General features: G+C 32.7%; 10 protein-coding genes. 6 read left to right on the top strand and 4 right to left on the bottom strand.

The window, feature by feature from the left end:
• The first annotated feature begins 310 nt into the window (after window positions 1-310).
• Together CSW08_RS17405 and CSW08_RS17400 are read left to right on the top strand one after the other, a co-directional pair.
• Window positions 311-574 (top strand): hypothetical protein, encoded by a 264-nt coding sequence (locus CSW08_RS17405; protein WP_106661186.1) that lies wholly within the window; start codon window positions 311-313, stop codon window positions 572-574.
• 10 nt (window positions 575-584) lie between these two features.
• Window positions 585-848: a hypothetical protein gene (locus CSW08_RS17400; protein ID WP_106661185.1), complete on the top strand. Its 264-nt coding sequence runs from the start codon at window positions 585-587 to the stop codon at window positions 846-848.
• Between the two features lie 50 nt (window positions 849-898).
• Here CSW08_RS17400 and CSW08_RS17395 read toward each other — a convergent pair whose 3' ends face one another.
• On the bottom strand, window positions 899-2,083 hold the full coding sequence (locus CSW08_RS17395; protein WP_106661184.1) for a pyridoxal phosphate-dependent aminotransferase: 1,185 nt from the start codon (window positions 2,081-2,083) through the stop codon (window positions 899-901).
• 17 nt (window positions 2,084-2,100) lie between these two features.
• Entirely contained in the window at window positions 2,101-3,201 is a 1,101-nt protein-coding gene (locus CSW08_RS17390; protein ID WP_106661183.1) for a fatty acid desaturase family protein, read from the bottom strand.
• Window positions 3,202-3,343: 142 nt separating this feature from the next.
• Here CSW08_RS17390 and rsmG point away from each other — a divergent pair, with 142 nt between their 5' ends.
• Window positions 3,344-3,973 (top strand): 16S rRNA (guanine(527)-N(7))-methyltransferase RsmG, encoded by a 630-nt coding sequence (gene rsmG, locus CSW08_RS17385; protein WP_106661182.1) that lies wholly within the window; start codon window positions 3,344-3,346, stop codon window positions 3,971-3,973.
• 4 nt (window positions 3,974-3,977) lie between these two features.
• On the opposite strand, the gene CSW08_RS17380 is transcribed toward rsmG, so the two are convergent.
• A complete protein-coding gene (locus CSW08_RS17380) occupies window positions 3,978-4,934 on the bottom strand; it encodes a tetratricopeptide repeat protein (protein ID WP_106661181.1) in 957 nt (318 codons plus the stop codon).
• A gap of 52 nt (window positions 4,935-4,986) precedes the next feature.
• A complete protein-coding gene (locus CSW08_RS17375) occupies window positions 4,987-5,898 on the bottom strand; it encodes an SMP-30/gluconolactonase/LRE family protein (RefSeq protein WP_106661241.1) in 912 nt (303 codons plus the stop codon).
• A gap of 302 nt (window positions 5,899-6,200) precedes the next feature.
• Between CSW08_RS17375 and CSW08_RS17370 the strand changes: the two genes are divergently transcribed.
• The 3 genes from CSW08_RS17370 to CSW08_RS18170 all read left to right on the top strand — a co-directional run bounded on the left by CSW08_RS17370 (window position 6,201) and on the right by CSW08_RS18170 (window position 12,976).
• Window positions 6,201-11,171, top strand: a complete 4,971-nt coding sequence (locus tag CSW08_RS17370) for a LamG-like jellyroll fold domain-containing protein (RefSeq protein WP_106661180.1) — start codon at window positions 6,201-6,203, stop codon at window positions 11,169-11,171.
• A 281-nt stretch (window positions 11,172-11,452) separates the two neighbouring features.
• A complete protein-coding gene (locus tag CSW08_RS17365) occupies window positions 11,453-12,457 on the top strand; it encodes a LacI family DNA-binding transcriptional regulator (protein WP_106661179.1) in 1,005 nt (334 codons plus the stop codon).
• Between the two features lie 372 nt (window positions 12,458-12,829).
• Window positions 12,830-12,976, top strand: a complete 147-nt coding sequence (locus tag CSW08_RS18170) for a hypothetical protein (RefSeq protein WP_157831529.1) — start codon at window positions 12,830-12,832, stop codon at window positions 12,974-12,976.
• Window positions 12,977-12,999: the final 23 nt, after the last annotated feature.

The following is a 12,999-nucleotide window of genomic DNA, read 5'->3' as shown; positions in this document are numbered from 1 at the left end:
TAAAATTCTAGGCAGTTTTTATTGTTAACTCTTTTTATTGTAAATTATTATCTTAAATAGGAATTGAATAAATAATATTTGAAATTTTTGGCCAATTATTATTTTGACATTCCCTTGATAGTGTAAGGTTACACTAAGCACTACAATCGTTAATATGGAAATTTCAGTCCCATATGGTAACATTTTTCTAAAACTTACTACTTACCTATAAAGCACCTTATTTAATATTGAATGATGATTATACTGGAATATAATCTATCTAATATTAAATAAATCGCTCTCTTTTTGTTCAATTTAAAACCTGAAAGCCATGAGTTTTGGTGTTGTACAATCTGCTATATCAGTTATAAATAACAATCGAAAATTAATTTCAAAAAGAAATAAATTTAAAAGCACTCTTTCTGGCCTTAGTGAAAATAAAGTTGAATTTAAAGCTCGTAAAGCGACACTTTCTGAATTAAGATTTCTTCGTGAAAGAATTCGAAGAGAAAACCAATTAATAATGAGAAGGAGAATTATTGTTGCTATTGAAGTAATGATTATTTTACTTTTAGTTTTTTATTATTATTTCTAATTCTTTTAATATGCCATTTGGAGAATCATTTCAAAGCACAATTAGGAGTAACAAATCCATTATGTTGGATAAGACAAAAAGATTTGTAAAAACCCCAGGAAGCTTTGATTGGACTAAAAGTCAGCAATTTAATTTTCCAAAATCAACTCCACGACAATTAAAACTGATAAAGGAAAAAATTCAATTAGATAAGAGGCGGAATGGAACAAAACAAATTGGTTTTTATGCAATAACAATTTTTCTGTTAATCGCTTTAATTGTTTTTTTAATATAAAAAAAGCTGCTAATATTATTAGCAGCTTTAAATATTTATATTGTATTTGTTTAACTAACAGCGTCTTTTATTCTTTTAATCGCTTCAATAATTTGCTCTTGTGAAGCTGCATACGAAATTCGAATACAATCCGGATTTCCGAATGATTCTCCATCAACAGTAGCAACGAGAGCTTTTTCCAATAAAAACATGGAGAAATCAGAGGCATTGTTTATAGTCATTCCCTTTATTGTTTTTCCATAGAAATAAGAAATATTTGGGAATACATAAAAAGCACCTTCAGGTGTATTGGTTTTAAAACCTTCAATGTCGCTAAGTAAACCAAGTATTAAATCACGACGTACCTTAAACTCATCAATCATATATTGCACTCTAGATGGTGGCTCATTTAAAGCGGTTATTGTAGCACGTTGCGCAATACAATTGGCGCCACTGGTAATTTGTCCCTGCATTTTGTTGCAAGCACGCGCAATTTTTTCTGGTGCACCAATATATCCAATACGCCAACCAGTCATAGCAAATGCTTTAGAAACACCATTTACGGTAATAGTGCGGTCATACATATCTTCAAATTGAGCCATACTGGCATGTTTCCCAACATAATTTATATGTTCGTAAATCTCATCAGATACTACATAAACGTTAGGGTATTTTACCAATACATCTGCCAAGGCCCTTAATTCATCTTTGCTATAAATAGATCCACTTGGGTTACAGGGAGAGCTAAACCAAATCATTTTAGTTTTTGGTGTAATAGCAGCTTCCAATTGTGCTGGAGTCATTTTAAAATCGGTAGCAATGGTTGTTGGAACTTCAACAGGAATACCATCATTAAGTTTTATAAGGTCGGCGTAACTAACCCAATACGGACAAGGTAAAATCACTTCATCCCCTTTATTGGTCATAACCGCTGCAATATTTGCTAAAGATTGTTTAGCTCCTGTTGAAACAACTATTTGAGCTGGGGTATAAGTTAAGTTATTATCACGTTTAAACTTGGTAATAATGGCTTGTTTTAACTCTACATACCCATCAACTGGTGAGTAAGAATTATAATTTTCATTAATAGCTTGAATTGCAGCATCTTTAATAAAATCGGGAATATGAAAATCTGGTTCGCCAAGGCTTAAACCAATAATGTCTTTTCCTTCAGTTCTAAGCTCTCTGGCTTTAGCGGCCATTGCTAAAGTAGCAGACGTAGCCATGTTTAAAATTCTATCGGATAGTAATTGCATTTAATAAATAATAATGGTTAGACTTGTAAAGCAGGTTTCATGCCCATATCCCTTAAGTGTTTAAAGTGAGCGACGATGGCTTTACGGGTTGTTTGATATTCGTTATAAGGTAAGTTAAATTCTTTAGCGGTTTCCTTAACTATTTTTGATATTTTCTTGTAGTGAACATGGCTAATATGCGGAAAAATATGATGTTCTACTTGGTGATTTAAGCCACCAGTAAACCAATTTACGATTTTGCTATTTGTACCAAAGTTTATGGTTGTTTTAAGCTGGTGTACAGCCCAAGTATTTTTCATAGTGCCATCTGCTTCTGGTAATGGCATCTCAGCATCTTCCATAACGTGCGCCAATTGAAATACCACACTTAAAATTAAACCAGCCGTGTAGTGCATTATAAAAAAGCCAATGAGTATTTTCCACCAAGCAATGCTTAAAATAAGCATAGGAATAACAATCCAAATGCTGACATAAATCACTTTTGAAATAACAAGTTTGCTCCAGTTCCATGTTGGATTAGGGAATTTGCCATAAGACAATTTACGTTTCATGTAACGTCTCATTTGCATAAAATCTGTAGTTATTGCCCAATTAATGGTTAACAAGCCGTATAGCAAAACAGAATAATAGTGCTGAAATTTATGATGCCATTTCCATTCGGTGTGTTCAGTAAAACGCAAAATACGTCCAGCGTCTAAATCTTCATCATGACCATGAATATTTGTATAAGTATGGTGCAACACATTGTGTTGTACTTTCCAATTATAGGTGTTTCCAGCGAGGATATAAATACTGCTTCCCATCAAACGGTTTACCCAATCCTTGTTAGAAAACGATCCATGGTTACCATCGTGCATCACATTCATACCAACACCTGCCATACCAATACCCATAACAATAGTCAGTAATAATTGTGCCCAACCAGGAATGCTTAATGTCAATAATAAAAAATAGGGAGTTAAAAATAAAGAAAACATAACTACGGTCTTTAACCAAATTTTCCAATTTCCAGTGCGTTTTATATTATTTTCTTTAAAATAATCATTAACACGCTTATTAAGCGTTCTAAAAAAATTTGCAGAATCTGTTCTTGAAAATGAAAGTGCTTGTTTGTTCATGCTATTAATTTAAATATGATATTTAGTTTTTGGCGTTATACCATAGGTGGTGCAAAGATATGTATAAACGAGTTTAACTAATAACGTTTTTAAGTAAAATTATGACTTTAAAAAGTATATTTTTGCTGTAAATATCAAGTAAATGGAGCTTATTTTAAAATATTTCCCACATCTCACCGAAGACCAAATAACTAAATTCACAGCCTTGCAGTCTCTTTACGAAGATTGGAATTTAAAAATTAATGTGGTTTCAAGGAAAGATATTGAAGAGCTTTATTTGCGTCATGTTTTACATGCTTTAGGGATTGCTAAATTTATAAGTTTTAACAATGGAAGCAACATTTTAGATGTGGGTACAGGTGGGGGTTTTCCTGGCATTCCATTAGCCATTATGTTTCCCGAATGTTCTTTTCATTTGGTGGATAGTATTGCAAAAAAAATAAAGGTTGTTGATGAGGTTGTTGAAGGATTGGGTTTAGAAAATGTAAAAACCACCAATAGCCGTGTGGAAGACATTCATGGTCATTACGACTTTATAATTAGTAGAGCGGTAGCAGCGATGCCTACCTTTGTACATTGGACAAAAGGAAAAATAGCTAAGGATCAAAAGCATACCATCAAGAATGGCATTTTATATTTGAAGGGGGGCGACTTAGAAGAAGAGCTAAAAGATTATAAAAACGTTATGGTTCATAATTTAAGCGATTATTTCACAGAGGGGTTTTATGAAACTAAAAAACTAGTGTACTTGCCTTTAAAATACAAAGGATAGCTATTTATAAAGCACTAAGTTCTTTAAAGATATCATTGAAGTAAAAAGATTGGTTTTTATACCAATAAGTATTGCTGAACACTTCTATACTATCATCGTCGGGGGCAATTGGACTTATAATATTTTTTGCCTTCTGAAAGTTTATTTTTGCTTGTGTTTTATCATTGGCCTTGTATTGGGTCATGGCTAATCCTAAATAAGCATCAAAGTCTAAACCATCAAACTTAATAGATTCAGTAAATGCTGTAACGGCAGGGACAAACTCTCCTAAAAAAAGGTGGGTTACGCCTATGTAAAAATAGCAAGGCAAATTATTTCTATCAAGTTCTATGGCTTTATAAAAATCGGATTGGGCTTCTTTGTAATAATTAATACTTAACAGCGCAATGCCACGTGTGTAAAAGGCATTGCTATTTGGATTTAACAAAATACTATTCGCAAAGTTGTTAAAAGCTTCTTTGTAATTTTTAAGCTCCATGTAAGCCATTCCTTTTTGATTATATGCATTAGCATCACCTGGGAACAAATTGGTGATTTTATCAAAATCTATAATGGCTTCCTTAAATTCGCCTAAATAAACGTTTGTGAGTGCTAAATTATAAATAGCATCTATAAGTCCTTTGTTTAATTCTAATGCTTTAGTGTAATCTTCTTTTGCACCAGCATAATCTTCAAGAGCAAACTTGCTATTGCCCCTGTTGTAATACGTATCGGCATCTGGCTTATAAAATATAACGTTTGTATAATCTAAAATAGCACCAGTGTATTCGCCCAAATTATATTTTGCAAGTCCTCTATAAAAATAAGCATCCAGATTTTTTGGTTCTAATTCAATGACTTGAGTAAAGAGTTCAATTTGCTCATTAAAATTTGTTGACTTTAAACCTTGCCTTAATAACTTGTTTGCTTGACCAAAAGATAGTAAAGGAAATATAATCGCAATAAGTATTAATTTTTGCATGGCCTTTTTAATTATAAACGAACAACTAAATTAAAAATTATAAACTTATTATTTATACCTTGTCTACACCTTTCACGTTCATTTTTAATGTATAATTTGTGGTTCTTGATGTAATAAATAAAATATTTCGTTTTTTACCTCCAAAACATACATTCGTTGGTGCTTCAGGAACTACAATTTCTTCAAGAAGTTCACCTTGTGGATTAAAAACCATGACTTTATTTGAGGTGGTTAAATAAACATTCCCTTTATTGTCTATTGTCATACCATCACTTCCATACTTTACGAATGGCGTTTTATTTGTTAAAGAACCATCGGGTTGAATGTTGTACCTAAACGTTTCTCTTGCTCCCATATCAGCAACATAAAGTGTTTTTCCATCGGGAGTTCCTATAATACCGTTTGGAATCCTGTAATCATTTATAACCCTGATTGTTTCTCCTTTCGGGTTTATATAATATACCCCTTTGGTGTCTTGGACTTCTTTATGGTCTTTTGTCCAAAATGGTCTTGGCCAATAAGGATCGGTAAAATAGATGCCTTGGTTTGGAGCAATCCATAAATCGTTAGGGCCGTTAAGATGCTTTCCATCATAATCCTCAAAAATGACATGAAAGTTTTTCTTTTTATCAAAATAACCAATTTGGTTGTCTTCTTCAGCGCAAGCAAATAATTCCCATTTAGCATTAAAAAACAGACCGTTGGCTCTTTTAGCGTCTTCAGTGTATAGGCTAACCCCTTTTTTTTCATCCCAGATATAGATTTTGTTTTTAGGTTGATCTGTAAAATATACGCGACCTTTTTTATCAGCAATGGGACCTTCGGTAAAGGCAAATTCATAATCCGATGTCACCAATTCTAATGTTGCATTGGGGGCAATTATGGATTCTTTTTTTTCAGATTGTGAAAAGCAGTTAAGTAAAAGGGATGAGGCAATTAGTATTGCAAATTTTAGTTTAGTCATTTTTTTTATGCTGTAAGTTTGAATCAATAAAACTAAGAAATTTTACTATTCGATTGTTACAAAAGTGGTTATATTCTTAATAATATGAGTTTAATTGACACAAAATTTCTCAGATATGCTTATAAGTTTTGTTATAATCTAAGCAAAATGATGATAGTATATTCTTACAAAAGTAATCTGCAAAACGATATTTTATCGATGAACGGTAAGTAATTCGCACTTTATCGCATTTATATGTATTTAATCGTATATTTTTAAAAATTAATTTTATTTTTGGATTGTAAAATGCTATAAATTTCTCAATGAAACATTTCTTAAAGGTACGCTCAATAAGAATAATATTTGTATTGTCACTATTTGGTTTTTTTTGTAGTGCTCAAGATATCCAAGTCCAAGTTTTAGGGGGCTCTACGGTATCAGATGGTTCAATAGTTGCAATTTCTGCAGGTAACACAATTTCCTTTAGAATTACAAATATTAGGACTGATTGCGAAAAAGTTAAAATTGAATCCATAAGCATAACCAATACTGCAGACTTTAGTTTATCAGCAGATAAAGTGCCTAAAAATGTAGATTCTCCAGATTGTAAAGGCAATACTAATAACATAGACTTTACCATAACCAATATAAGTGGTAACTGTGGGGCATCGACAGATATAATAATTGAAGTTAAAAAAGATCCTAATTTTTTATTTACATTTTCAATTAGCGGAAATCCAGAAATTAATTTGTTAGGCGGTAGTCCTTCTGCCAATATACTTAATGGATCAACAACTACGGCTCCTACAAATGGCACTTATTTTGGAGTGGTGGATGAAGGCAATACAGAGACAAGGTATTACATTATTGCAAATACAGGGAGCTGTCCTTTAAGTATCACGTCGATAACAAGTTCGTCAACTGATTTTGTTGTGCCAACATCCCCAGCACCTTATGTATTATTACCCAATAACTCGCAATCATTTTTAACAGCAAATGTAGCTGCGGGTTCTTATGTAATACTACCTGTTACTTTTATTGCCCCAGTTGCAGGTTCTGGAACTCTAACATCCACGATTAGTATATCAAATACGGCCAATACCTTGTTTACATTTAATGTAAGTGCAGAAATGTTTAATTATAATATACCTGGACCAGGAGGCATAACAGCCGATTTTAGGTTATGGTTAAAATCAACTCGCGGTGTTACAAAATCAAGTTCAAAAGTATCGCAGTGGTCAGATATAGGTACAAATGGTAAACATGCCATCCAACCAATTTCTAGTGCCCAACCTACTTATTTAGATGATGAAGCATCAAATATTAATTTTAATCCAGTCATAAAATTTGAAAATGACGGAAGCACCATCAGTCAGCACTTGTATAATTTAGATAATGGTTTCTATAATCAAGATATATTTATTGTTATGGAACCTGATGAAGATGTTACGAGTTCTACAGGAATGACGATTTTTTCAGGATCTATTTCAAATATTATTACGCCTGAAAATTATGTGGATGATGTGGATGATATTACAGGTATAGGATTGGGTAATTACACAACTAATTTAACAGGAGAACGGTTATGGTACAATCAAGGATCTTCTGCCGCCAACCCTTATTACGCATTACCCGCAGCTTCAAGTAGAACTTATAATACACCAGGGATTATTAATGCAGGAAATAAAACAACAACAGTATCAGATGGCATGCGTATAATTTTTAATAGCGTAGATGATGCGTTATCTTCAACTCAAACCATAACTTCTTTTCAAAACGTTGGCTATATAGATACGGTTCCCGATCCAGATGTTATTTATGGAACTCCTTATTTTATAGGAAAAAATACTAATTCCACTCTGGGAAATCTAAATGGACGGGTTGCTGAAATATTTACTTTTGCAGAACGTGTGTCTGATGCAGATAGACATAAAATAGAATCATACCTAGCTATTAAATATGGTATTACACTTGGGAGTTCAAACACAGCACAAAAGGATTATATAAATTCTTTTGGCACCAAAGTTTGGGACATTTCAGCAAATTCAGGATATAATTATCATGTAGCAGGTATAGGCAGGGACTCCATTTCTGATTTAAACCAAAAACAATCAAAAACCTTAAATACATCAAATGAAGTTGTTATTGGATTGAATGGCGTATTTGCGACAAATAATTTAAATATTAACGAGTTTAATAAAGATGGAGATTTTTTAGTTTGGGGCAGTAATAATGATGCCTATTCAGCAAGTGGAAGTAATGCCATAACAATAGCTTCAGGTATTACTACATCGGTTACTAGAATATTGAGACAATGGAAAATTGTTGAATCAACTGAAGATATAAATAGCGATATTGAAAACATAGAAGTCTCCATACCTATAGATGCGTTTAGTAGTTTTGCATTAAGTGCTAATGAAGAATATGTGTTAATTGTTGCAGATGATGATGCTTTTGCAAATGGAGACATAATAGATGTTATTCCTTTACAATTAGATGGGGTTGGAAATCTTAAAACTTGGTATGATTTTGATGGAATCAAATATTTTACGTTTGGTAAAGCACCTAAATTATCTGAAAATCATTCCATACATATTGGTTCAGGTGATTATTTGGTTGGTGAATATGATTTGAATTTAAATGCTAACGATTTTACAATTTCAGCTTGGGTGAAAGCTGATGCGAGTCAAACTTCCACTAGAACCATTATGGCTAAAGGAAGTAAACTTCAGTTGAGATTGAACTCATCACATCAAATTGAAGTCATGTTAGATGATGAAACGACCCCAAGATTTATATCATCCATGGCATTAAATGATAATAAATGGCATCAAATATCCTTTGTATACATAAGTGGTACTATATATCTATACGTTGATGGCGTTCTGGACAAATCTGAGCAAAATGTAGTGGCACCATCACCAAATTATAATAGGTTTTCAATTGGAGCACTCTATATTGATAAAAACAATATAATCAACCCCTTCTTAGGAAAAATTGACGAGGTTTATATTTGGGATCAAGGACTTACAGAAGATCAAGTCCAATTCTTAATGAATCAGGAGGTAGAAAAAGGCACTGGTGACTTTGTAACTGGCAAGCTCATTCCTCAATCATCGTCAAGTAATGAAGTGGCAATGATACCTTGGAGCAAGCTAAAAGCATATTATGATTTTAATTCTTTTTATGGCTCTACAGTCGAGGGATTGGCAGATAACAGGTATTTTTTAAGAATAAATTACTTAGCTAAGAATAAAGACATTGTTGATAATCAAACTACCCCATTACCTTATATTTCAGCAAATGATGGCGCTTGGGATTCAGATGCTACATGGAGTAATAGTATGGACCAAATCATTCCAAACTCATTAAGTTTAGATGGAGTAACCATGATAGATTGGAATATTGTTCAAATAAATCATAATATCACTTCTGGTGATAGGGATATTTACCTTTTGGGATTAATACAAACGGCAGGGACATTAACAATTGCCGATCCGGTTGATGCGCAAGATGAAACAAATTCGGGACAGGCCTTAGTCATCATAAATTATTTGGAATTAGATGGTGTTATAGATTTGGTTGGAGAATCTCAATTAGTGCAAACAGAAGGAAGTATTATTGATGCCGATAGTGGTGGCTATATTGAAAGAGATCAACAAGGCATAGCAAATTCATTTAACTATAATTATTGGTCGTCTTCGGTAGGGCCGATAGGAGGCAATACATCTACCAGAGGAACAGGTGTTTCAAGTACAAATTCAAATTATACCATAGCAGGAGTTTTAAATGATGGCACATCGTCTTCATCCTATCAAGGTTTAACTTATGGAACATCTGCATTTGCTGCCGACTCAAGCACACCAACTACCCCCAAAACAACAAGTGCTTATTGGTTATACAAATTTTATGGGCCAAGTGATAGTTATAGTTCATGGGCTAAAATAACCCAATTCTCTTCGTTGCTTGCAGGGGAAGGCTTTACAATGAAAGGCACATCGGGTACAACAGCTTTATCAGATTACCAAAACTATGTGTTTAAGGGTTTGCCAAATAATGGGGATATTAGTTTGCCATTAAATAAAATATCTGGGGGTAATGTAGATAGACTCATAGGAAACCCTTACCCGTCAGCCATTGATGCTATTGAGTTTATATTGGACAATCTAAGTGTAGCTGATGGCGGAAACAATACTAATGGGACCATTTTTAACGGAGCCTTATATTTTTGGGATCATTTTGGAGAACAAAACTCACATGTATTAAAAGATTATGTGGGCGGTTATGCTACATACAGTTTAATTGGTGGCGCAGTTGCTATTTCCAACGATGTTAGAATTGATGCTAATTTATCAACTGGTTCAAAAGTTCCTGGGCAATATATTCCTGTGAATCAAGGGTTTTTTGTGTCTACTATTGTAGAAGGATTTGAGAATGACAATGGCGTACCCATAACTACAGTAAATGGGGGTGATATTGTGTTTAAAAACAGTCAACGTGTTTTTGCTCCAGAAGATGGGTCAACCTCTTTGTTTTTGAAACCTTCTATTAGGAGAAAAATTACAACAAGAGAAAGAGGAACAGAAACTAGTAAACAAATTATTGCTAATAATCCTGTAATTCGATTGATGTATGATTCCCCACAGGGCTATCACAGGCAGCTTGTGCTGGGTACAAGCGATAAAGCGTCTAATAAATTTGATATAGGTTATGATGCCTTTATGGTAGATATTAACAAAGAAGACATGTATTGGATTATTGATGGTGGTAAATTTGTAATACAAGGGGTTAGTGATTTTGATGCATCCCAAGAATTATCACTTGGACTTATTGTTAAAAAAGCTGGTTCGGTACGAATAAAAGTTGATGCACTAGAAAATATAGACCCAAAGCTAAGCCTTTATATTAAAGATGAGGTTACCAAAGAAGTGTTTGAAATTAATGATAAGCCATTTGAGATTTATCTAGAATCTGGAAACTATAATGATAGATTTAAACTCGTCTTTCAACCAGGTGAAGCATTCGCAACATCTGAAACTTTTAGTGAAGTAGACATTGATAACACTATTTCGGTATTTTATAATTCTAAAATATCTGAACTCAGAATCATTAATAAGCATAATATCAATATTTCTGAAGTTAGGTTATATAATATTCTTGGTCAGAACAAAAAAACCATCAAGCTTGATTCTTCAGAAGACGTATCAATACCACTAACGCCAGATTCGGGAATTCATATTGTAAAATTAAATACGAACAATGGAGTGGTAAATAAGAAAATTAATGTAGAATGATTATTAAAGTCTAATTTTAATCTTTTTATAACCTTCATTCAATATTATGTAACAAATGTTACATAACATTTTTTGTGATAATATGATATTTGTTACCTTCAAAATTTTCCTTAGAGAATTGAGGAAATTAATAGCAATTTGGCGTATATTTTAATATACGCCATTTTTTTTTAATTAAAAAAAACACATTTTTAAATGATTATATGGTAACTTCTTTATCACTAATATACAAGGCAAATTGTAATTTTGTAAATTACGGTGCTTTTAGTTAATGCATTATTATGGTCACCCTTAAACAACTTGCCAAAGAATTAAATGTTTCGATATCAACCGTTTCAAAAGCGCTTAATAATAGCGAAGAAATAGGTGAGGACACTATTAAGCGTGTTAAAGAACTTGCCGAGCTTTATAATTACAAACCCAATAGAGTGGCTTTGAGTTTAAAGCAGAATAAAACCAAAACCATAGGCGTTATAATACCAGATATATTGAATCACTTTTTGGCCAAAGTGTTGTTTGGAATTGAAAGAGAAGCGACATTACATGGTTATAATATCATTACTTGTATTTCAAACGAAACTCTTGACAAGGAAAAGGAAGCTCTGCAGCTATTAGCCAATGGGAGTGTAGATGGTTTTATTTTATCGGTTGCACAAGAAACCCAGATAAAAAACGAAGTGAACCACTTTAAGAAAGCAATTAGTCAAGGATTGCCAATAGTCATGTTTGATAGGGTGGCGCATGATGTGTTGTGTGATAAAGTCATTGTTGACGATTTTGATGCCGTTTATAATGCGGCTAAAGTGTTATTGCTTGAAGGAAGGAAAAAAATAGGTTTTATTAGTAGTATTGATGACTTAAGTGTAGGGAAGTTAAGAGAGAGAGGTTATAATAAAGCCATATTGGAGAGCAATAATCAAGTGCCTTTGGTTTTAAGAATCTCTAAAATGGAAGATTCTCAATTAAAAATAAAAGCATTTTTAGAGAGTAATCATATTGATGGTGTTATCGCAGCAGATAGCGCATCTGGCGTTATAGCTATTAATACAGCTATTAGTATGGGGCTTAATGTTCCAAAAGATGTATCTGTAATAGGATTTTCAAGTAAATTCATTTCTAACCATTCTATACCCAGATTAACAAGTATAAGGCAGCATGCGAAAGATATAGGCGCCAATGCAGCGCAATTATTAATTAAACGTTTGCAAAATAAAAATGCTTCCGATAGTGATGTCTCCACTCGAATCATCAAGACAAGTTTGATAAAAAACGGATCAACTTTATAGTTTCCCCAAAGAGTTATCAACAGTTAAAAGTTAATAACTATACCGAGAAATTACACTTAATCGATTAAATATTACATTTTATCGATTTTATTGTAATATACTCTACCGTTTGACATACATTTACATCATCTTAACGAACGCCCCAAATATCCCCTCAGTTCAGTAAGATAAATTAATCCATTTTTTGACTTAACAGTCAGTTCCCTCAAAATTTAAAATAAAAAATCTTTGCCGTTTTACGTGCATTCGATTTTAAGTTAATTATCCATTTTTTCCCTCAGCAGTGATTTTGGTTTCAAAATCCTTGTAAACATTTTAAAATTTTTTAAAAACAAATAGAGAAAAACTGTATAACCTTAAAATTGAATAAATATGAAAACCCTAAAAATTACCTTATTATTAGCCGTGCTTTTTGGAACTTTGTCATCATGTACAAAACAAGACCTAAATGAAGATGATTTATTGGATGGCCAAAATCCAGTTGTTTTAATTGGTGATGGTGATGTTATTGAAAGATAATATTAGCATACGTAATATAATTG

The organism is Confluentibacter flavum, from assembly GCF_002843175.1.
Taxonomy (GTDB): domain Bacteria; phylum Bacteroidota; class Bacteroidia; order Flavobacteriales; family Flavobacteriaceae; genus Confluentibacter; species Confluentibacter flavum.
This window is presented reverse-complemented; position numbering and strand designations above follow the sequence as displayed.

Bases quoted from the DNA above. Each gene is read 5' to 3' on its own strand.
- CSW08_RS17370 (WP_106661180.1), top strand. From the start codon at position 6,201: ATGAAACATTTCTTAAAGGTACGCTCAATAAGAATAATATTTGTATTG.
- CSW08_RS17400 (WP_106661185.1), top strand. From the start codon at position 585: ATGCCATTTGGAGAATCATTTCAAAGCACAATTAGGAGTAACAAATCC.
- CSW08_RS17365 (WP_106661179.1), top strand. From the start codon at position 11,453: ATGGTCACCCTTAAACAACTTGCCAAAGAATTAAATGTTTCGATATCA.
- CSW08_RS17395 (WP_106661184.1), bottom strand. From the start codon at position 2,083: ATGCAATTACTATCCGATAGAATTTTAAACATGGCTACGTCTGCTACT.
- CSW08_RS18170 (WP_157831529.1), top strand. From the start codon at position 12,830: ATGAAAACCCTAAAAATTACCTTATTATTAGCCGTGCTTTTTGGAACT.
- CSW08_RS17380 (WP_106661181.1), bottom strand. From the start codon at position 4,934: ATGCAAAAATTAATACTTATTGCGATTATATTTCCTTTACTATCTTTT.
- rsmG (WP_106661182.1), top strand. From the start codon at position 3,344: ATGGAGCTTATTTTAAAATATTTCCCACATCTCACCGAAGACCAAATA.
- CSW08_RS17390 (WP_106661183.1), bottom strand. From the start codon at position 3,201: ATGAACAAACAAGCACTTTCATTTTCAAGAACAGATTCTGCAAATTTT.
- CSW08_RS17405 (WP_106661186.1), top strand. From the start codon at position 311: ATGAGTTTTGGTGTTGTACAATCTGCTATATCAGTTATAAATAACAAT.
- CSW08_RS17375 (WP_106661241.1), bottom strand. From the start codon at position 5,898: ATGACTAAACTAAAATTTGCAATACTAATTGCCTCATCCCTTTTACTT.